Origin of the sequence: Agrobacterium sp. 719_389 (genome assembly GCF_900188475.1) — a bacterium.
GTDB lineage: Bacteria > Pseudomonadota > Alphaproteobacteria > Rhizobiales > Rhizobiaceae > Agrobacterium > Agrobacterium radiobacter.
Map to the genome: position 1 here is coordinate 361,845 of NZ_FYEM01000004.1, position 19,562 is coordinate 381,406.

General features: G+C 59.0%; 20 protein-coding genes. 8 read left to right on the forward strand and 12 right to left on the reverse strand.

The features are described 5' to 3' along the window. Positions 1-106: 106 nt before the first annotated feature. The 3 genes from CFB10_RS10530 (at position 107) to lysM (ending at position 2,802) form a co-directional block, all read left to right on the forward strand. Complete coding sequence (locus CFB10_RS10530; RefSeq protein ID WP_026363716.1) at positions 107-1,717, forward strand: phosphoenolpyruvate carboxykinase; 1,611 nt, start codon at positions 107-109, stop codon at positions 1,715-1,717. Between the two features lie 114 nt (positions 1,718-1,831). Further along, complete coding sequence (gene arfB, locus CFB10_RS10535; protein WP_020010678.1) at positions 1,832-2,266, forward strand: alternative ribosome rescue aminoacyl-tRNA hydrolase ArfB; 435 nt, start codon at positions 1,832-1,834, stop codon at positions 2,264-2,266. Between the two features lie 86 nt (positions 2,267-2,352). Further along, complete coding sequence (gene lysM / locus CFB10_RS10540) at positions 2,353-2,802, forward strand: peptidoglycan-binding protein LysM (protein ID WP_020010677.1); 450 nt, start codon at positions 2,353-2,355, stop codon at positions 2,800-2,802. A gap of 49 nt (positions 2,803-2,851) precedes the next feature. Here lysM and coaA read toward each other — a convergent pair whose 3' ends face one another. Genes coaA through hisB form a run of 7 tightly spaced genes read right to left on the reverse strand, consistent with a single transcriptional unit; the run spans position 2,852 to position 7,472 of the window. Continuing rightward, complete coding sequence (coaA, locus tag CFB10_RS10545) at positions 2,852-3,853, reverse strand: type I pantothenate kinase (protein WP_020010676.1); 1,002 nt, start codon at positions 3,851-3,853, stop codon at positions 2,852-2,854. Then, positions 3,850-4,173 (reverse strand): phosphoribosyl-ATP diphosphatase, encoded by a 324-nt coding sequence (locus CFB10_RS10550; RefSeq protein ID WP_026363715.1) that lies wholly within the window; start codon positions 4,171-4,173, stop codon positions 3,850-3,852. Before CFB10_RS10550 ends, coaA begins: the two co-directional genes overlap by 4 nt. Positions 4,174-4,188: 15 nt before the next feature. Next, positions 4,189-4,965, reverse strand: coding sequence for an imidazole glycerol phosphate synthase subunit HisF (gene hisF / locus CFB10_RS10555; protein WP_020010674.1), 777 nt, complete (start codon positions 4,963-4,965; stop codon positions 4,189-4,191). Beyond that, a complete protein-coding gene (gene hisA, locus CFB10_RS10560) occupies positions 4,962-5,705 on the reverse strand; it encodes a 1-(5-phosphoribosyl)-5-[(5-phosphoribosylamino)methylideneamino]imidazole-4-carboxamide isomerase (protein WP_020010673.1) in 744 nt (247 codons plus the stop codon). The genes hisF and hisA overlap by 4 nt, the downstream gene beginning before the upstream one ends. A gap of 1 nt (position 5,706) precedes the next feature. Further along, positions 5,707-6,357 (reverse strand): imidazole glycerol phosphate synthase subunit HisH, encoded by a 651-nt coding sequence (gene hisH / locus CFB10_RS10565; RefSeq protein WP_026363714.1) that lies wholly within the window; start codon positions 6,355-6,357, stop codon positions 5,707-5,709. 1 nt (position 6,358) lies between these two features. After that, positions 6,359-6,853, reverse strand: a complete 495-nt coding sequence (locus CFB10_RS10570; protein WP_020010671.1) for a DUF2628 domain-containing protein — start codon at positions 6,851-6,853, stop codon at positions 6,359-6,361. 22 nt (positions 6,854-6,875) lie between these two features. Continuing rightward, positions 6,876-7,472, reverse strand: a complete 597-nt coding sequence (gene hisB, locus CFB10_RS10575; protein ID WP_020010670.1) for an imidazoleglycerol-phosphate dehydratase HisB — start codon at positions 7,470-7,472, stop codon at positions 6,876-6,878. A 200-nt stretch (positions 7,473-7,672) separates the two neighbouring features. Between hisB and hslV the strand changes: the two genes are divergently transcribed. The 4 genes from hslV (at position 7,673) to CFB10_RS10595 (ending at position 13,033) form a co-directional block, all read left to right on the forward strand. Beyond that, complete coding sequence (gene hslV, locus CFB10_RS10580; RefSeq protein WP_003505389.1) at positions 7,673-8,197, forward strand: ATP-dependent protease subunit HslV; 525 nt, start codon at positions 7,673-7,675, stop codon at positions 8,195-8,197. Between the two features lie 75 nt (positions 8,198-8,272). Then, entirely contained in the window at positions 8,273-9,580 is a 1,308-nt protein-coding gene (hslU, locus tag CFB10_RS10585) for an ATP-dependent protease ATPase subunit HslU (protein ID WP_020010668.1), read from the forward strand. A gap of 199 nt (positions 9,581-9,779) precedes the next feature. Next, a complete protein-coding gene (locus CFB10_RS10590; RefSeq protein WP_020010667.1) occupies positions 9,780-10,745 on the forward strand; it encodes a DUF1402 family protein in 966 nt (321 codons plus the stop codon). A gap of 119 nt (positions 10,746-10,864) precedes the next feature. Further along, positions 10,865-13,033 (forward strand): malate synthase G, encoded by a 2,169-nt coding sequence (locus CFB10_RS10595; RefSeq protein ID WP_020010666.1) that lies wholly within the window; start codon positions 10,865-10,867, stop codon positions 13,031-13,033. 78 nt (positions 13,034-13,111) lie between these two features. Here CFB10_RS10595 and CFB10_RS10600 read toward each other — a convergent pair whose 3' ends face one another. After that, positions 13,112-13,825 carry a L,D-transpeptidase gene (locus CFB10_RS10600; RefSeq protein WP_020010665.1) on the reverse strand — a complete coding sequence of 238 codons (714 nt, stop codon included), beginning with the start codon at positions 13,823-13,825 and terminating at the stop codon, positions 13,112-13,114. A 183-nt stretch (positions 13,826-14,008) separates the two neighbouring features. On the opposite strand from CFB10_RS10600, the gene CFB10_RS10605 reads away from it, so the two are divergent. Further along, entirely contained in the window at positions 14,009-14,494 is a 486-nt protein-coding gene (locus CFB10_RS10605) for an MmcB family DNA repair protein (protein WP_020010664.1), read from the forward strand. Between the two features lie 5 nt (positions 14,495-14,499). On the opposite strand, the gene CFB10_RS10610 is transcribed toward CFB10_RS10605, so the two are convergent. From CFB10_RS10610 to CFB10_RS24140, 4 genes are all read right to left on the reverse strand, one after another. Then, positions 14,500-15,087 carry an ActR/PrrA/RegA family redox response regulator transcription factor gene (locus CFB10_RS10610; protein WP_020010663.1) on the reverse strand — a complete coding sequence of 196 codons (588 nt, stop codon included), beginning with the start codon at positions 15,085-15,087 and terminating at the stop codon, positions 14,500-14,502. A gap of 73 nt (positions 15,088-15,160) precedes the next feature. Then, the gene (actS, locus tag CFB10_RS10615) at positions 15,161-16,468 is read right to left on the reverse strand and encodes a two-component system sensor histidine kinase ActS (RefSeq protein ID WP_081629558.1); all 1,308 of its coding nucleotides are present in this window, start codon (positions 16,466-16,468) and stop codon (positions 15,161-15,163) included. Positions 16,469-16,497: 29 nt separating this feature from the next. Next, positions 16,498-18,963, reverse strand: a complete 2,466-nt coding sequence (gene hrpB / locus CFB10_RS10620; protein ID WP_020010661.1) for an ATP-dependent helicase HrpB — start codon at positions 18,961-18,963, stop codon at positions 16,498-16,500. 338 nt (positions 18,964-19,301) lie between these two features. Then, positions 19,302-19,562, reverse strand: a 261-nt coding sequence (locus CFB10_RS24140; protein WP_210190110.1) for a hypothetical protein, incomplete at its 5' end; no start/stop codon positions are given.

The following is a 19,562-nucleotide window of genomic DNA, read 5'->3' on the forward strand; positions in this document are numbered from 1 at the left end:
TGAAATCACTAAGTTTTTTAAAGTCTGGCTCTTGCGTTTCCAAAAGCCGCCACGTATTTTCCGTGGAAATTTCAACGGCCTTATCGTCATTAACAAGGAACGCGTCATGAACGAGCTTGGGGTTCATAATCCTGCCAATGGAGTTGCAGAACTCGGACTGGGCGAGGCCTCCCGCGTCTTTTATAACCTCAATGAGAGCGAATTATACGAAGAGGCGATCCGCAACGGTGAGGCCGAACTGACCATCGATGGTGCGCTTCGCGCCGTCACCGGCCAGCATACGGGCCGTTCGCCGAAGGACAAGTTCGTGGTCCGCGACGCCTCCACCGAAGACACCATCTGGTGGGATAACAACAAGCCGCTGTCGCCGGAAAACTTCGAGCTGCTGCGCCAGGACATGCTGGCCCATGCCGCTGGAAAGACCCTCTATGTTCAGGACCTGATCGGCGGCGCCGATGAGGAAAACGCTCTGCCGACCCGTGTCGTCACCGAGCTTGCCTGGCATTCGCTGTTCATCCGCAATCTGCTGATCCGTCCGAAGCAGGAAAAGCTTTCGGGCTTCAAACAGAAGCTCACCATCATCAACCTGCCGAGCTTCAAGGCCGATCCGGCCCGTCATGGTGTTCGTTCGGAAACCGTCATCGCCTGCGATCTCACCAACGGTCTCGTCCTCATCGGCGGCACCTCCTATGCCGGTGAAAACAAGAAGTCGGTCTTCACGGTGCTGAACTATCTGCTGCCGGCCAAGGGCGTCATGCCCATGCATTGCTCGGCCAATGTTGGTCCAGAAGGCGATTCTGCCGTGTTCTTCGGCCTGTCCGGCACCGGCAAGACCACGCTGTCGGCCGATCCATCGCGCACGCTGATCGGCGATGACGAGCATGGCTGGGGCGAGCACGGTATCTTCAACTTCGAAGGCGGCTGCTACGCCAAGGCGATCAAACTTTCGGCTGAAGCCGAGCCGGAAATCTACGCCGCGACCCGCCGTTTCGGCACGGTTCTCGAAAACGTAGTGCTGGACGAAAACCGGGTTCCTGATTTCAACGATAACTCGCTGACGGAAAACACCCGCAGCGCCTATCCGCTGCACTTCATTCCGAATGCATCGGAAACGGGCATTGCCGGCCATCCGAAGACGATCATCATGCTGACGGCGGATGCCTTTGGCGTGCTGCCGCCGATTGCCCGGCTGACGCCGGAACAGGCCATGTACCACTTCCTCTCCGGTTACACCGCAAAGGTTGCCGGCACGGAAAAGGGCGTGACGGAGCCGGAAGCGACGTTCTCAACCTGCTTCGGCGCACCCTTCATGCCACGCCACCCGGCGGAATATGGCAACCTGCTGCGCGAGCTGATCGGCAAGCACGGCGTGGATTGCTGGCTGGTCAATACCGGCTGGACCGGCGGTGCCTACGGCATCGGCAAGCGCATGCCCATCAAGGCGACACGCGCGCTTCTGACGGCCGCGCTTACCGGTGAGCTTAAGGATGCCGAATTCCGCACTGATGCGAATTTCGGTTTCGCGGTGCCGCTGTCGCTGGATGGTGTCGACAGCGCGATCCTCGATCCGCGTTCAACCTGGGCCGATGGCGCAGCCTATGACGCGCAGGCGAAGAAGCTGGTGTCGATGTTTGTCACGAACTTCACCAAGTTCGAAGACCACGTCGATAGCAAGGTTCGCGACGCAGCCCCGGGCCTTTTGCTCGCGGCTGAATAATAAAAAAGCCTCATTTGTGAGGAGGAGGGGACCCGGCCTTGTGCCGGGTTCTTTCGTTTGCTCTGCTGTTTTCATTTTTGGCGTTCTGTGGCATCACCGGCGCGGAGAAAGATCATGGCCAGCGACCCGCTTTACATCAGTAACCGTATCACCATTGCCGGCTGGGAGCTGACGGAGCAATTCGTGCTGGCCGGCGGTCCGGGCGGCCAGAACGTCAACAAGGTTTCGACGGCGGTTCAGCTGTTTTTCGACATTGCCAATTCACCGTCTCTCGCGGACCGGGTGAAGGCGAATGCCCTGCGCCTTGGTGGCAGGCGTGTGTCGAAAGAGGGCGTGCTGATGATCGAAGCTAGCCGGTTTCGCAGTCAGGAGCGCAATCGCGAAGACGCGCGAGAGCGGCTGAAGGAACTGATCCTCGAATCTGCCGCCCCGCCGCCACCGGTACGCAAGGCCACCAAACCCACCAAAGGATCGGTCGAGCGCCGCCTCAAAGCGAAGTCTGGCCGCTCCGATATCAAGAAAATGCGCGGCAAGCCCTCGGGCGAATAAGCGACGGCGAGGCGGCGAATGTTTCGCCCTTGTCATAGAGCTTCAAATATCGTCTGGTAAGCCTCCATACAACCAAGGAGGGTGCTATGGGTCTGTTCAATTTCATTAAGGAAGCGGGAAAGAAGCTCGGTATCGGCGGCGATGATGCGCCCGATGTCGAAGCGGTCAAAAAGGAACTCGCTTCCCACGATCTCGGCACGGACAAGGTTCAGGTCGAAGTGGTGGACGACAAGGTCGTTCTGAAGGGCGAAGTGGCCGATCAGTCGGTTTTTGAGAAGGCGGTCATCGCGGTCGGCAATACGCTCGGCATTTCCAAGGTCGAGGCCGGGGAGCTGAAAGTAGCCGAAGCGCCGGCGAAAGAACCCGTCTTCTACACCGTTAAGAAGGGCGACAATCTCTGGAAGATCGCGGAGGCGCAATATGGCAAGGCCAATGGCGCGAAGAACAACATCATCTTCGAAGCCAACAAGCCGATGCTGACCCATCCCGACAAGATTTATCCCGGCCAGGTCCTGCGAATTCCTGACCTTGCGTAATAGCGGCTCTTAACCGCTGCAATGGAGATGCCGCCTTGTGCGGCATCTCTCACAATTTGCGAAGCGCCACCGTGTCGATCAGGTGGTTCTTGCCCTTGCGTAGGATAAGGTCGGCGCGCGGGCGCGTCGGCACGATGTTCTGGCGCAGGTTTTTCAGGTTGATGTTCTGCCAGAGGCCTTCGGCGATGCTGAGCGCCGCTTCTTCACTGATGGACGCATAACGGTTGAAGAACGAATTGGGATCGCGGAAGGCGGTTTTTCGCAGATTCATGAACCGGTTTACATACCAGTTGTGAATGAGATCCTCGTCCGCGTCGATATAGATCGAGAAATCGAAAAAGTCGGAAACGATCGGCACAATCCGCCCGCCCGCCGGCAGGTCGCGCGATTGCAGCACATTGATGCCTTCGAAGATCAGAATATCCGGCTGGTCGATGACAGTGAACTCGTTAGGCAGAACGTCATAGGTCAGGTGCGAATAGCGCGGTGCTTTCACATTCGGCTGGCCCGCCTTGATCGCCGACAGGAAACGCAGGAGCGCGCCGATATCGTAGCTTTCGGGAAAGCCCTTGCGCTCCATCAGGTTTTCGCGCCGCAGAACCTCATTCGGATAAAGAAATCCGTCTGTCGTGATGAGATCGACCTTTGGGCTGGAGGGCCAGCGCGCCAGAAGCTCCTTCAGAATACGCGCCGTCGTCGATTTGCCAACCGCCACAGAGCCGGCGATGCCGATGACAAAGGGCGTCTTGTTGACGTCAGCCATATTGAGAAAGCGGTTGCGCTGTTCGAACAGCAACTGTGACGCCTCGACATGCGAGGATAAAAGGCGCGACAGCGACAGGTAAATGCGCCGCACTTCGTCCAGATCGATAGGGTCGTCCAGCGAACGCAGCCGTTTGACCTCGTCGGCGGAAAGCGTCAGTGGCGTGTCGGCGCGAAACTTCGCCCATTCTTCCGAACTGTAGAAATGGTAGGGTGAATATTCATCCGGCCGGAAATGATCGAGTGTGCTCGGCATGCCTCTCTCCCCGCTGCCTGCCTCGACATTCATGATGTCGGCCTCGTCGCCTTTTCCGCAAGGCCGGTTTGACCCGTCCGGCGCTCCAGCTCGGCAAAAACGTCGTTCAGGGGAATATCGGCGATCTTCAGCACCACCAGCAGATGGTAAAGCAGATCGGCGGCTTCGTTCTTCAGCCCGTCGTGATCTTTCGCGATGGCTGCGATGACGGCTTCCACCGCCTCTTCGCCGAGTTTTTTCGCCGCACGTTCCTGGCCGGCAGCAACCAGCTTGGCCGTCCAGGATTCGTCAGGAGAGGCAGCGGCACGGGTCGCGACGATGCGTTCCAGATCGGAGAGGGAAAATGCGCTCATGAGAAGTTCCTGCAATCAGTCGAGACGCATGGCGATGCCATGCTCGGCCATGTAGCTCTTGGCTTGCCCGATCGAATAGGTGCCGAAATGGAAAATGGAAGCGGCAAGTACCGCGGTCGCATGGCCATCCCGAACGCCTGCCACCAGATCATCAAGCGTTCCGACGCCGCCAGAGGCGATGACGGGGACGCGAACCTGATCGGCAATGCTGCGGGTCAGACCAATATCATACCCGCTTTTGGTGCCGTCACGGTCCATCGAGGTGACGAGCAATTCACCCGCGCCGCGTTCGACCATTTTGATGGCGAATTCCACGGCGTCGATACCGGTCGGCTGGCGCCCGCCATGGGTAAAGATTTCCCAGCGGCCGGTTTCCCCATCCTTCGAAACCCGCTTGGCGTCGATGGAAACGACGATGCACTGGTTGCCGAACTTGTCGGCGGCCTGCGCGACGAAATCAGGATCCTTCACCGCTGCGGAATTGATCGAGACCTTGTCGGCACCGCAGAGAAGCAGCTTGCGGATGTCAGCCACGGCGCGGACACCGCCGCCGACAGTCAGCGGCATGAAGCAATGATCGGCCGTGCGCGATACCACGTCAAAGATCGTGTCGCGATTGTCCGAGGAGGCGGTAATGTCGAGAAAGCAGAGTTCGTCCGCTCCCGCTGCGTCATAGGCTTTCGCCGCTTCGACGGGGTCACCGGCATCGATCAGGTCGACGAAGTTCACGCCCTTGACGACGCGGCCGTCTTTGACATCAAGGCAGGGAATAACACGGGCTTTGAGGGTCATGCGCGTACCTCCTTCGCGGCCTTGATGAGAGCAAGCGCCTCGGCAGGGTCGATGCGCCCATCATAAAGCGCGCGGCCTGAAATCGCACCCTCGAGCTTTGCGGCATCCGGCTGCAACATGCGTTTGATGTCTTCAATGGAGGCAAGGCCGCCAGAGGCGATGACCGGGATGGAGACGGCATCCGCCAGTTCCAGCGTCGAGGCCCAGTTGATGCCGGCCAGAATACCGTCACGATCGATATCGGTGTAGATGATGGCGGCGACGCCGACACCTTCAAAGCGCTTGGCCAGTTCGATAACGCCGAGTTCGGAGGCTTCCGCCCAGCCTTCCACGGCAACCTTACCGCCCTTGGCGTCGATGCCGACGGCGACCTGCCCGGGAAAACGCTTACAGGCTTCCAGAACGAGAACCGGATCACGCACCGCCACGGTGCCGAGAATGACACGGGCAAGCCCACGGCTCAGCCACGCTTCGATATGATCGAGCGTGCGGATGCCGCCGCCGAGCTGCACCGGGTTTTTCGTCGCTTTCAGAATGGCGTCAACCGCCTCGCCATTGACGGTCTCACCGGCAAAAGCGCCGTTGAGATCGACGACATGCAGCCATTCGAAACCCTGATCCTCGAAGGCCTTCGCCTGTGCGCCGGGGTCTTCGTTGTAGACTGTGGCCTGGTCCATGTCGCCGAGTTTCAGGCGAACGCACTGGCCGTCTTTGAGATCGATTGCGGGGAAAAGAATCATGTCAGGGCTTCCAGCGCAGGAAATTAGAAATCAGGGCGAGGCCGAGCGTCTGGCTTTTTTCCGGGTGGAACTGCGCACCTGCCATATTGTCGCGACCGACGAAAGCCGTCATCGCGCCACCATAATTGGTGGTGGCGATGACATCCGTCGAGTGCTTTGCCGACAGATGATAGGAATGCACGAAATAGGCGTGCAACCCATCCGCTCCGGTCTTGATGCCGTCGAAAAGCGGGTGAGCGTGGCGGATTTCCAGCGTGTTCCAGCCGATCTGCGGGATTTTGAGGCTGGGGTCGGACGGCGTCATTTCCACGACGTCACCCTCAATCCAGCCGAGCCCGGTACTGACAGTCTTTTCGAGCCCGCGCGAGGACATGAGCTGCATGCCGACGCAGATGCCGAGGAAAGGATGGGCTTTTTTCTCGACGGCTTCGATGAGCGCCTCATGCATGCCGGGCACGGCATCGAGACCGGCGCGGCAATCGGCATAGGCGCCGACACCCGGCAGGACGATGCGGTCCGCCGAGGCGATGTGATCCGGCTTGTCGGTCAGGTCGATGGTTGCATTGATGCCGGCTTCGCGGGCGGCGCGCTCGAAAGCTTTGGTGGCCGAACGCAGATTGCCCGAACCGTAGTCGATGATCGCGACACGCATGTCAGCGCCTTCCATTCAAGTCGAAAAGAAACGATCCTGCGGGATCGTTGACGAAATTTCTGCCGCCTCTGTTTTGCGGCGAAGGAGACCAGACCGGCTGGGACAGCTGTTCCGCCGTTCCGGCGGTTTCGGAGAGACCGAAGAAATATATGTCTTCGGCGCTCGAAAGATCAGGGGCGGAAACGACTGACGTCAGCTTCCAGCCTTTGCGGATCAGGTGCCGGACGAGAAAATTGCGTCCCTCCAGCGCCGTGATGATCCCGATAGCGAAACCGCAGAGAAGGCCAACTGGTTCGAATCCGGCTAATATCGAGATCTGGCCGGCCAGGATGAGCGCGATGATGACGACGGCCGTCGCCAGCCAGAGCCGGTTGATGGCGAGCCAAAGCCAGGGCGCAATCAGGGCCAGCCAGACGAAACGGTCGGCAATGAAGCGGGTCGTCTTGTGGTCCCTGTCCGGCCCGTTGGGGGCTTCCAGAACGAGATAGCTTGTCATGGGCTTCCTGACAGCTTTGGCGTCAGGCCAGCATGCCCTTTGTCGAGGGAACGCGGCCTGCCTGCCGGGGGTCGATCTCGGTTGCCGTGCGAAGAACGCGGGCAACGGCCTTAAAGCATGTTTCGGCGATATGATGGTTGTTGGCGCCGTAATGGTTCAGGATATGCAGCGTGATGCCGGCATTCTGGGCGAGCGCCTGAAAGAATTCGCGCACCAGCTCGGTATCGAAGGTGCCGATCTTCGGTGCGGAAAAATTGACGTTCCAGACGAGAAAGGGCCGGCCGGAAATATCGACGGCGGCCTTGGTCATCGTCTCGTCCATGGCAAGATCGAGCGAGGCATAACGGGTAATGCCGCGCCGGTCGCCCAGCGCCTTGGCAATCGCCTGGCCGATGGCAATACCGGTATCTTCCACGGTGTGGTGGTCATCGATATGCAGGTCGCCCTTGACCTCGATCTCCATGTCTATCAGGGAATGGCGGCTCAGCTGGTCCAGCATATGGTCGAAAAATCCCACACCGGTGGAAATTGTCGACTTGCCGGTGCCGTCGATATCCACGCGCACCGAAACCGCGGTTTCGTTGGTCTTGCGGATAATCTCGCCTTTACGTTCTGCCATTTTGGCCGCTCCGTGAAAATGTTGCCGTTCCTTATCAGCACGGGACACAAATATCCAGTTGTTCCATCGTCTTGCATGACACGCCGAAAACGGTGCGTCGCCGCGAAGATTGCAATCGTGAAAAGCAAACTTACATAGAAACCGAGAAGGGCCGCATCCGGCCCGTTAACCCCAGGCCCGGCAGAGCAGACAGGTGTTTGATGACAACAATTATTACAGTCAGAAAGGGCGGCAAGGTCGTCATGGCTGGCGATGGCCAGGTGAGCCTTGGCCAGACGGTCATGAAGGGCAATGCCCGTAAGGTTCGCCGTATCGGCAAAGGTGAAGTGATTGCCGGTTTTGCCGGTGCGACGGCGGATGCCTTCACGCTGCTCGACCGTCTTGAGAAGAAACTCGAGCAATATCCGGGCCAGCTCATGCGCGCCGCCGTCGAGCTCGCGAAGGACTGGCGCACGGATAAATATCTGCGCAATCTTGAAGCGATGATGCTGGTGGCCGATAAAACCACCACGCTTGCCATCACCGGTAATGGCGATGTGCTGGAACCGGAACACGGCGCGATCGCCATCGGTTCCGGCGGCAATTACGCCTTTGCGGCGGCCCGCGCCATGATGGACACAGACAAGTCCGCCGAAGAGGTGGCGCGCCAGTCGCTCGATATTGCAGCCGATATCTGCGTTTATACTAACCACAATCTCGTCGTCGAAACCCTCGACGCTGAGTAAGCTCAATTTCTCACCAATGGGTCCTGTGGGCCGGGCCTGGATGGCCGGCCGGAGCAGGAAAGCCGAGAGGATAGAATGACAACTTTTTCTCCCCGGGAAATCGTCTCGGAACTCGACCGCTTCATCATCGGCCAGCATGAAGCCAAGCGTGCGGTCGCGATTGCGCTGCGTAATCGCTGGCGCCGCCAGCAGCTCGATGAGAGCCTGCGCGACGAAGTCATGCCCAAGAATATTCTGATGATCGGACCGACAGGTGTCGGCAAGACGGAGATTTCGCGCCGTCTCGCCAAGCTTGCCGGCGCCCCCTTTATCAAGGTCGAAGCCACGAAGTTCACCGAAGTCGGCTATGTTGGCCGCGATGTCGAACAGATCATCCGCGATCTGGTCGAGATCGGCATTGGCCTCGTGCGTGAAAAGAAACGCGCAGAAGTGCAGGCCAAGGCGCATCAGAGCGCCGAGGAACGGGTGCTCGATGCGCTGGTGGGATCCACGGCATCGCCCGGCACGCGTGAAAGCTTCCGCAAGAAGTTGCGTGATGGCGAGCTGGACGACAAGGAAATCGACATCGAGGTGGCGGATAGCGGCTCGGGCATGCCCGGTTTCGAAATTCCTGGCATGCCGGGCGCCAATATCGGCGTTCTCAACCTGTCGGAAATGTTCGGCAAGGCCATGGGCGGACGCACCAAGAAGGTGCGCACGACGGTATCAAAATCCTATGCCGATCTCATCCGCGACGAATCCGACAAGCTGCTCGACAATGAAATGATCCAGCGCGAAGCGGTGAAATCGGTCGAAAATGACGGCATCGTTTTCCTCGACGAGATCGACAAGATCGCCGCCCGCGATGGCGGCATGGGCGCGGGCGTCTCGCGTGAAGGCGTGCAGCGCGACCTGCTGCCGCTGGTCGAAGGCACCACAGTCTCGACGAAATATGGCCCTGTCAAAACCGACCACGTCCTGTTCATCGCATCGGGCGCGTTCCATGTGGCGAAGCCTTCGGATCTTCTGCCGGAACTTCAGGGTCGCCTGCCGATCCGCGTCGAGCTGAAGCCGCTGACGAAGGAGGATTTCCGCCGTATCCTGACGGAAACGGAAGCAAGCCTTATCCGCCAGTACAAGGCGCTGATGGCGACGGAAGAACTGGATCTCGATTTCACCGATGACGCAATCGATGCTCTGGCCGATGTGGCCGTTCATCTCAATTCGTCGGTCGAGAACATCGGTGCGCGTCGCCTGCAGACGGTGATGGAGCGCGTTCTGGACGAGATTTCCTTCAACGCGCCGGATCGCGGCGGCTCCGCCATCAAGATCGACCAGGAATATGTCAAAAAACATGTGGGCGATCTCGCCGCCGACACGGATTTGTCGCGCTACATTCTCTGAAGACTTCGGGGATCCGAGAAAGAAGAGTGCGGCCATATTTGCCGCACTCTTTTATTTTATCCGCCTTGTCTCGCATTCAGCCCGCATTTTGTTTATGGGAAGGGCTGCATTCCGGTTGGAACCGCTTTAGTGGAATGATCCGGTTTTTCCAGCGTATTTCGCTGGCAGAAGCCGCAGGCTTGAGAAAAGGCATTCGCTCGTGCGCAAAACTCTTCTGGCATTTGCCGCTGCTTTGACGTTTACCGTCGCCGCGTCTTCTTACGTCGAAGCCGCGACGGTCGTTCCGCCGGGCAATCGCAATGCCGAACAGCCGGGCGTGCCCGGTGCTTCCGCAAAAAGAACCAAGGCGTCTAACACCTCTTTCGAGCGCAAATACCAGAAGGTCATCGAGCTTTTGTCCTCCGACAAGGCCCTGATTACCAAGATCAAGTCGACGGCCGGGCGCTATGGCATCGATCCGATCCATATGATCGGCGCGATCGTAGGCGAGCATACCTATAATGTCGACGCTTATGACCGGCTGCAGTCCTATTACGTCAAGGCCGCCTCCTATGCCGGCGGCAGCTTCCGTTTCGGCTACAAGGACGAAACCATCGCGCAGTTTCTGACGCATTCGCAATTTGCCAAATGCCAGTCGAAAAAGGATTCCTACGGCCTCTGGAATTGCCGTGAAGACGTCTGGGACGATAGTTTCCGTGGCAAGACCGTTGATGGCGTTGCCTATCCGAACAACCGTTTCAGCGCCGTATTCTTCCAGCCCTTTTATGCCGGCCAGACCTTTGGCCTCGGCCAGATCAATCCGCTGACGGCGCTGATGTTGTCCGACATGGTGTCGAGAACCTCCGGCTACGAGAAGCTGGATGAAAACGACGCCACAGCGGTCTATACGGCGATCATGGACCCGGACCGGTCACTCGCCTTCATGGCCGCCTCCATCCGCAAGTCTATCGATGATTACCGGTCGATTGCCGATATGGATATTTCGAAAAATCCTGGCGTGACCTCCACGCTTTATAATGTCGGCGGGTCGCAGCAGCGTGCTGCCGCGCTTGCCCAGAAGAACCGCCAGCGCGCCTCAGGCGGGGAGCAGCCCCTGTTGCCAGAGGAAAATTATTACGGCTGGCTGGTGAACGACCGCATCAAGGACCTGCAGGGTCTTTTGTAGAAAAAGGCGACTATCACCCGCATTATTTCCAAAACGGAAATAATATTTGGCTGCCTGCCGCAATTGACGAGCGCCCGTCTCCGCGTCCAATCTGTGCTTCCAGAATAGAGGAGGCGCATGTGAGCCGCACGAATAAATTCGGTCTTTCCATCGATGACAGGCTTTATGCCTTTTTGACTGACGACGTCCTGCCGGGCACGGGTCTGGACAGTGAGGCGTTCTTCGAAGGTTTTTCGACCATTGTTCACGAGCTTTCTCCGAAGAACCGTGAATTGTTGGCAAAACGCGACGCCCTGCAGGAAAAACTGGATGGCTGGTATCGGCAGAATGGTGCTCCGGTAGATTTTGACGCCTATGAGAGCTTTCTGAAGGAAATCGGCTATCTGCTGCCGGAAGGCCCTGACTTCAAGGTGGAAACCAGCAATGTCGACCCTGAAATTGCTGCCGTTGCCGGCCCGCAGCTCGTCGTTCCCGTTATGAATGCACGTTATGCACTGAACGCCGCGAATGCCCGCTGGGGTTCGCTCTACGATGCGCTTTACGGCACGGACGCCATTTCCGATGCTGACGATGCGGAAAAGGGCAGGGGCTATAACCCAAGGCGCGGCGAGAAGGTCATCGCCTGGGCTCGCAACTTCCTCGATGAATCCGCGCCGCTGGAGACGGGAAGCTGGTCCGATGTGACCGGTTTCAAGATCGAGGATGGCCTGCTGCAGCTTGCCACCGGCGACGCCAAGACTGGCCTCACGGATGCAGCCCAGTTCAAGGGTTTCAGCGGCGAGGCGGCAAAGCCTGCAACGATCCTGCTCGGCAAGAACGGTTTGCACACAGAAATCGTCATCGATCCCTCGACCGAAATCGGCAAGGGCGACAAGGCGGGCATCTCCGATGTCATTCTTGAATCGGCGCTGACGACCATCATGGATTGTGAGGATTCGGTTGCTGCCGTCGACGCCGAGGATAAGGTGCTGGTTTATGGCAACTGGCTTGGCCTGATGCGCGGCGACCTGACGGAGGAGGTTTCGAAGGGCGGCAAGACCTTCACCCGCAGCCTCAATCCGGATCGCTATTACACGGCTCCCGATGGCGCGGCGCTGACGCTGCCGGGCCGTTCCCTGATGCTGGTGCGCAATGTCGGTCATCTCATGACCAATCCGGCGATCCTCGACAGGGACGGCCGCGAGGTGCCTGAGGGCATCATGGATGCCGTCGTCACGGCGCTGATCGCTCTTTATGATGTTGGCCTGTCCGGGCGTCGTCAGAATTCCCGTGCCGGTTCGATGTATGTGGTCAAGCCGAAGATGCACGGGCCGGAGGAAGTGGCCTTCGCCAATGAAACCTTCAGTCAGGTCGAAAAGCTTGTAGGCATGACGCCGAACACCATGAAAATGGGCATCATGGATGAGGAGCGCCGTACCACGATCAACCTCAAGGAGAGCATTCGCGCTGCGAAGGATCGCGTCGTTTTCATCAATACTGGCTTCCTCGACCGCACGGGCGACGAAATCCACACCTCGATGGAAGCAGGTCCGATGATCCGCAAGGGCGATATGAAGCAGGCGGCGTGGATCGCCGCTTACGAGAACTGGAACGTTGATATCGGCCTCGAATGTGGGCTTTCCGGTCATGCGCAGATCGGCAAGGGCATGTGGGCCATGCCGGATCTGATGGCGGCGATGCTGGAGCAGAAGATCGCGCACCCCAAGGCTGGCGCCAATACCGCCTGGGTGCCGTCACCGACCGCAGCGACGCTGCATGCCACGCATTATCACAAGGTCGATGTCGCTTCGGTGCAGGAAGGATTGAAGAGCCGCAGCCGTGCAAAGCTTTCTGATATTCTGTCGGTGCCGGTCGCGCCGCGTCCCAACTGGACGCCGGAAGAAATCCAGCGTGAACTCGACAACAATGCGCAGGGTATTCTCGGCTATGTCGTGCGCTGGGTCGATCAGGGCGTCGGCTGCTCCAAGGTGCCCGATATCAACAATATCGGGCTGATGGAGGACCGCGCCACGCTTCGCATCTCCGCGCAGCACATGGCGAACTGGCTGCGCCATGGCGTGGTGACAGAGGGGCAGATCGTCGAGACCATGAAGCGCATGGCCGCCGTGGTCGATACGCAGAATGCGGGTGATCCGGCCTATCTGCCGATGGCATCCGATTTCGACGGATCGGTGGCATTTCAGGCGGCTGTCGAACTGGTGCTGAAGGGCCGCGAACAGCCGAATGGTTACACCGAACCGGTTCTGCACCGTCGTCGTCTGGAACTGAAGGACAAACAGGCGGCCTGAAACCGTCAGCAGTCCTGAGAAACAAAAAAGCCGCCGGGGGATATCCACGGCGGCCTTTTCTTATCCGGTATCTGATCCTTACTGGATCACGACGACTTTCGTGCTGCGGCCAGGGCGGACGCGGCTGTAGAGATCGATGACGTCCTGGTTGATCATGCGTATGCAGCCGGAGGAGGCGGCGGTGCCAATCGAGGCCCATTCGGGCGAACCATGGATGCGGAACAGCGTATCCTGTCCCTTTTCGTTGAAGAGATACATGGCGCGCGCGCCGAGCGGGTTGGAAAGGCCCGGGCCCATGCCGGCCTCGACATACTTGGCCACTTCCGGCTTGCGGTCCGCCATTTCCTTCGGCGGATGCCACATCGGCCATTCCTGCTTCCAGGCGACATAGGCTTCACCGGCCCAGGCGAAGCCCGCCTTGCCGACGCCGATGCCGTAACGAACCGCACGGTTGCCGGAGAGGATGTAATAGAGGTAACGCTCGCGCGTGTTGACGATGATGGTGCCGGCGCGCTCGGATGTCTGGAATTCGACGATCTGACGGCGGTACTTCTCGTTAACGCGGTTGATCGGAATGGCCGGCAGCGCATAGCCCGCATCGGTCACGGGACCGTAAACATCGTTGAAGATCTGGACGGTCTCAACCTTCGCCGGAACGGGGTCAGCAACCGGTACTGACGCTGCGATCTTGCCGGATGTCGGAACGGAGGATTGGGAGGTAGTTTCGGCGCAGCCGGCCAGAGCCAGTGCTGCCGTCAGACCGAGTAAGGTCAATGGAGTGCGGATGCGCATGTCGTTCTCGCGGAAAATTCGCCAAATTGTGCGAAGGAGTAGGCTTAATTGGATAAATCGGTTATTTTCCATTAAGCCGCTCTTGGCAAGCCGTTGCGCCGCCGGGAGGCGGTTGCGCCTTTAAAATTGCCGGTTGATTGCCTTTTTGCAACAATAGGCCAAACGCTTCAGCAGCCTTTATCCATGACTATTCTTTCCGTTACCAACAATAATCCGTTAATCGACGGACGCCAGTCGGACAAGGCGATGCTGGTGCGCCGCGGCGTTCAGGTGCTTCTGCACGAAATGCGCCATTCGGTGTTGCCGGAGTTGCCGCTTGCAAGCGGGCGACGGGCCGATCTCATCAGTCTGTCGGTCAAGGGTGAAATCTGGATCATCGAAATCAAATCCTCCATCGAGGATTTCCGTGTCGATCGCAAATGGCCTGAATATCGCCTGCATTGCGACCGGCTGTTCTTCGCCACCCATTCGGAGGTTCCGACCGATATATTCCCGGAGGAATGCGGGCTGATCCTGTCGGATGGGTATGGTGCCCACATGCTGCGCGATGCGCCGGAACATAAATTGCCGCCGGCGACCCGCAAATCGGTGATGCTGGATTTTTCAAGAACCGCTGCGACCCGGCTGATGCTGGCGGAATGGACAACCGGGCGCAGCTTCGGCGAATAATACCGTTACTTTGGGGCGCGTTTCGCGAGAATGCGCTGCAGGGTGCGCCGGTGCATATTGAGCCGGCGCGCCGTTTCCGAAACGTTGCGCTCGCACATTTCGTAAACGCGCTGAATATGCTCCCACCGAACCCGGTCTGCCGACATGGGGTTTTCGGGAACTTCGGTCTTTTCACCCTTGCGCTGCGTCAGCGCATTGAAGACATCATCCGCATCGGCGGGCTTTGCCAGATAGTCCAGCGCCCCAAGTTTCACGGCGGTAACGGCGGTTGCAATATTGCCATAGCCGGTCAGAACGACGATCTGCGTATCGTCCCGGTTCTGCCTGATCGCCTCGATGACTTCCAGACCATTGCCATCCGCAAGCCTCAGATCGACCACCGCGTACTTCGGCGGCGCAGCCCTGGAGCGGGCAATACCGTCACTCACCGTCTCGGCCGTATCGACGGCAAAGCCCCGTGTTTCCATTGCCCGGGCAAGCCGGCGCAAAAACGGGCCGTCATCATCGACAATCAGCAACGACCTGTCGGGTCCGATCGGATCGCCGTCGTCCGTTGGCGCGCTGATGGAGTTGTTCTCGTCTTCTGTCTTCATGTTTGCGGCCTTCCGGCAACTTCGTCGGCTTTGTTTTCTTCTTCTTATCGCCGCTTCAACGTGGATGGTAAAGTCAACGGTTTCTTTTATCGTCCATAAGTGCTCGAGGCCAGACGATTGTGACCCTTGCTCCCTTTTCGCTTGTGCCACGATTTTCAAAAGTGACACTGGCGCCGGAGCGCTCCAGCAGGGTCTTGGCGATGAAAAGCCCGAGCCCGAGCCCGCCCGCCCGTGTGTCGTTGTGACGTTCGGTCACATAGGGCTCGCCGATGCGGGCAAGCACATCATGGGCATAACCCGGCCCGTCGTCTTCAATGATGACGGCGACGTTCTGCTGATCGTAATCCACCGTTACGGTGACCTTTTCCCGCGCATAATCCACGCCGTTTTCAATGAGGTTGCCAAGACCGTAGATGATACCGGCATTGCGGATACCGACCGGCTCGTCGGCGCGATTGTTCTTGTCAACGAGTTCGAGGCGGATGCCGAATTCCCGGTGCGGCGCCATCACCTCCTCGATCAGCGAGGAGAGCGGCAGGCGGCGCATATGTTCTTCGTTGTCGGTGGAAAGAGAGGTGAGCCGGCGCAGAATATCGCGGCATCTTTCGCTCTGGCTGCGCAGCAGCGCTATATCTTCGCCAAATTTTTCGTCATGCCCAAGTTCCCGCTCCATCTCCTTCGCGACGACGCTGATTGTTGCGAGCGGCGTGCCAAGCTCATGTGCCGCGGCCGCCGCCAACCCATCCAGCTGTGAGAGATGTTTTTCCCGCTCCAGCACCAGTTCGGTTGCAGCCAGCGCATCCGCCAGCTGGTTTGCCTCATGCGAAACGCGATAGGCGTAAAAGGCCGCAAACGAGGTCGTGGCGATGATCGCGACCCAGGTGCCGACATGCAGCAGAAGCTGGATCGGCAAAACCTCGCCGGGATACCACGGAACCGGAAAGGGAGAAAAAGCGATCGCTGTCGAGCAGATGACGGCAAAGGCGAGAAGAATAAGCGAGTGCCGAAGCGGCTGTGAGGCAAACGCTATGATGACCTGCACGCAGATCAGCGGCGCGAACGGATTGGAGAGACCACCCGTGATGTAGATAAGCGCCGTCAATTGCAGCAGGTCGAAGGCCAGCAGCAATGTCGCTTCCCAGGGCTCCAGCCGATAAGTTGAGGGAAAACGGGCGGTGAGAAACAGGTTGGCGAGCGCCAGTGCCGCAATCAATAGGCCGCAGGCCAGAAGCGGCAGGGGGAAATTGAGCCCGAAGGCAACAAGCAGGATTGTCGCCGTCTGTCCGGCAACCGCCAGCCAGCGCAGCCAGACAATGGTCTGCAGCCTTATCCTGCGGCTGGCGCGGCCAAGCCTCGTGGTTTCGATCGAATGGCCAGCCACTTTTGTCTCCTTTACCCTATTCAGCGTCATCACGTCCCGCGCGGTTTTGCACGGCTGGTCGGCAGCGCCGACGCCGGGTCTTCCGGCCATGGATGGCGTGGATAACGCCCGCGCATGTCCGCCCTCACATCCTTCCAGGACCCCGCCCAGAAGCCGGGAAGATCGCGCGTCGTCTGTATCGGCCTGTGTGCCGGCGAGGTCAATTCCAAGAGCAGCGGCAACCGCCCCTGCGCAATGGACGGGTGGGCTCTCAGCCCAAAAAGCTCCTGTACACGGATGGAAAGCGTGGGTTCGCTGGCATCGTAACGGATAGGGTGCCGCTGGCCGGTCGGTGCTTCGAAATGCGTGGGTGCCAGCCTGCCGAGGTCGCGCGCCACCTCACGCGGCACCAGAGACAGGATTCCTTCGGAGAGACTACCGGACCGAATGTCCTGCAGGCTGCGCGCGCCGTTCTGAAAAGGGACGAACCATTCGTCCAGCCGCGAAAGCAAAGCCTCGTCGCTGACATCAGGCCAGGGGTCGCCGATACTGGCGTTCAGAAAGCCGATTCTGTCGCGCAGCTGCAGCGTCTCTTTCGAAAAAGGAAGAATGTCGATGCCGAATTCCCTGATACCATTGGCGAGCGCCTGTGCCGCCTGTTCACCCTCGGGGCGGGGCAGGGGTGTTTCGTCGAGGATGATGGCGCCAAGCCGCGTCACCCTTCGCGCGCGCGCCTGGCCGCTCGCCCTGTCGAAAAGCAGCTGGTCCTGCTGAACGATGAGGTGCGGCATCCGCTCTTCTATATCGACCCTCTCGATGCCCGCCGCCGCAAGGATGCGCGGTTGCGCCGCCCGTCCGGTAATATCGGCCACGACAAGCATCTTGTTCGCCGCCAGACGCTCGGTCTCGGCAAGCTCCCCGCCCCGCCCATTGGCCATCACATAACGTCCGCGCGCGCCACGCTGGAGCGCGATCCTGTCCGGATAGGCATGCAGCAGGAGCGCACCGGCCTCACCCGGCAACTCGGCTGTCGCGGTTTTATCGCCGATCGCATCGAACAGCCTCGATGCCAGCTTGCGCGCCGCCTGCGCCCTTTCGCTTCTGTCGGAAAGAAAGCGTCGCAGCCGTTCATCGAGATCGATGTCGTTTCCGCCGAGCCCCTGTTCCGTCAGCATGACGGCGAGCATCGCCGCCTTTTTCCCTGCACCCTCGCTCGCCGCCGCAATCACCATGGCTGCCAGCCGCGGCGGCAGCGAAAGGCCGCGCATCAGACGACCGCGCTGCGTCAGCGCGCCGCCTTTGTCGAGGGCGCCCAGATTTTTGAGAAGCGCCACCGATTCTTTAAGTGCGGCTTCGGGGGGCGTATCCAGAAAGGCAAGAGAAGACGGGTCCTGAACACCCCAATGGGCGAGATCGAGCGCAAGACCGGCAAGATCGCTCGCCAGAATTTGCGGTGGCGTAAAGGCGTTGAGCGCCGCCGTCTGTCCCTGATGCCACAGGCGGATCGCAACACCGGGTTCCGTTCGCCCGGCGCGGCCCGCCCGCTGGTCGGCGGAAGCGCGCGACACCCGCACCGTTTCGAGCCTCGTGATTCCGGTTGCCGGTTCGAAGACGGACAGTCGCTGCAATCCGCTGTCGATCACGACACGCACGCCATCGATGGTAATGGATGTTTCGGCAATCGAGGTGGCCAGCACGATCTTGCGCCGTCCTGCCGGCGCCGGCTTTATCGCTGCGTCCTGCTCCTTCTGCGAAAGATTGCCGTAAAGCGGGATGATATCCGTATCATTGGGAAAACGCCCCTCCAGCCGTGCGGCCGTTCGGGTAATTTCCGCCTGTCCCGGCAGAAAGGCAAGGATGGAGCCGGTTTCCGATGTATGGGCTTCGGTGATCGCCCTGGTGACTTTCTCTTCAATCGGTGCGCCCTGCCAACGATCCTCATAGCGGACGTCGATCCAAAACGTTCGCCCAAGGCTCTGAATGACCGGGGCGTCTGCCATGAGCGCGCTGATGCGTTCGACATCGAGAGTGGCGGACATGACGAGGATGCGCAGATCGTCTCGCAATCCATCCTGCACGTCGAGTGCAAGCGCCAGCCCGAAATCGCCATCGAGCGAACGTTCATGAAACTCGTCGAAAATCACTGTCGAAACGCCGGCAAGTTCCGGATCGTCCAGAACCATGCGGGCAAACACGCCTTCGGTCACCACCTCTATCCGGGTTTTCGAGGAGATGCGATTGTCGAGCCGCATGCGGTAGCCGACAGTTTGCCCGACTTCTTCGTGAAGCAGCTCGGCCATGCGCCCGGCCGCGGCCCGGGCGGCAAGCCGGCGCGGTTCGAGAAGAATGATCTTGCCGTCACCCCGCCAGTCCTGCTGCAAAAGATGAAGCGGCACCAGCGTCGTTTTACCCGCGCCCGGAGGGGCTGAAAGAACTGCGCGCTTCGCCCCGGCCAGGGCCTCGGCGATATCGCCCAGAACGGCTCTGACGGGAAGTTCGGGCAATTCAGTCTTCATAGGGACGGACGTTCTGGTCATGCAAACAGGCCTGCGGCGATTTGGGGGTAAGTGTCTTATATGCCGTTTCTAATGCACGACCCTGCGCTTTGACAGCCGTATGTAAGGATAAGGCAAATGCTCCGCCGGCAAAATTGCGGTTCCCGGCGCGCTATTTGCAATGAGGCATGGAGGGGAGACATCCGGCCTGTGGTGAAACGTCTGAAGATTCCGCCCCTTTCCCCCATTTCTATTGCGAACCACGAAACTATGTAGTGAAATCAATGACTTGATAAAAATGTCAGTTTTTTGACGGTGTTTGTGTTGACTTGTTTGAGGGTGTGGATTTATAAGTCCGCTCACTGAACGAGGGCGGCGGCGCTGCTGGCGACGACGACTTTCGTTCTAAAGAAATCAGGATGATGAGCTGAATGCTTGTTTGTTTCCAATGGCTTGATGCTTTTGGGGTTTGATTTTGTGACTGTTTGATGCGGTCTGTTTTTTGACAATTGAATATGAGAAGAAAGAGAAACGTGGGCGGCGAAGCTTGCGGGGTCTGGAGAGATTTGGACCCTAGTGAATAGACTTTGACGGTCACGTTTTGAACAAGAGAATACACC

Excerpts from the sequence above, each read along its gene's own strand:
- CFB10_RS10530 (WP_026363716.1), top strand. The coding sequence starts at position 107 with ATGAACGAGCTTGGGGTTCATAATCCTGCCAATGGAGTTGCAGAACTC.
- arfB (WP_020010678.1), top strand. The coding sequence starts at position 1,832 with ATGGCCAGCGACCCGCTTTACATCAGTAACCGTATCACCATTGCCGGC.
- lysM (WP_020010677.1), top strand. The coding sequence starts at position 2,353 with ATGGGTCTGTTCAATTTCATTAAGGAAGCGGGAAAGAAGCTCGGTATC.
- coaA (WP_020010676.1), bottom strand. The coding sequence starts at position 3,853 with ATGAATGTCGAGGCAGGCAGCGGGGAGAGAGGCATGCCGAGCACACTC.
- CFB10_RS10550 (WP_026363715.1), bottom strand. The coding sequence starts at position 4,173 with ATGAGCGCATTTTCCCTCTCCGATCTGGAACGCATCGTCGCGACCCGT.
- hisF (WP_020010674.1), bottom strand. The coding sequence starts at position 4,965 with ATGACCCTCAAAGCCCGTGTTATTCCCTGCCTTGATGTCAAAGACGGC.
- hisA (WP_020010673.1), bottom strand. The coding sequence starts at position 5,705 with ATGATTCTTTTCCCCGCAATCGATCTCAAAGACGGCCAGTGCGTTCGC.
- hisH (WP_026363714.1), bottom strand. The coding sequence starts at position 6,357 with ATGCGTGTCGCGATCATCGACTACGGTTCGGGCAATCTGCGTTCGGCC.
- CFB10_RS10570 (WP_020010671.1), bottom strand. The coding sequence starts at position 6,853 with ATGACAAGCTATCTCGTTCTGGAAGCCCCCAACGGGCCGGACAGGGAC.
- hisB (WP_020010670.1), bottom strand. The coding sequence starts at position 7,472 with ATGGCAGAACGTAAAGGCGAGATTATCCGCAAGACCAACGAAACCGCG.
- hslV (WP_003505389.1), top strand. The coding sequence starts at position 7,673 with ATGACAACAATTATTACAGTCAGAAAGGGCGGCAAGGTCGTCATGGCT.
- hslU (WP_020010668.1), top strand. The coding sequence starts at position 8,273 with ATGACAACTTTTTCTCCCCGGGAAATCGTCTCGGAACTCGACCGCTTC.
- CFB10_RS10600 (WP_020010665.1), bottom strand. The coding sequence starts at position 13,825 with ATGCGCATCCGCACTCCATTGACCTTACTCGGTCTGACGGCAGCACTG.
- CFB10_RS10605 (WP_020010664.1), top strand. The coding sequence starts at position 14,009 with ATGACTATTCTTTCCGTTACCAACAATAATCCGTTAATCGACGGACGC.
- CFB10_RS10610 (WP_020010663.1), bottom strand. The coding sequence starts at position 15,087 with ATGAAGACAGAAGACGAGAACAACTCCATCAGCGCGCCAACGGACGAC.
- hrpB (WP_020010661.1), bottom strand. The coding sequence starts at position 18,963 with ATGAAGACTGAATTGCCCGAACTTCCCGTCAGAGCCGTTCTGGGCGAT.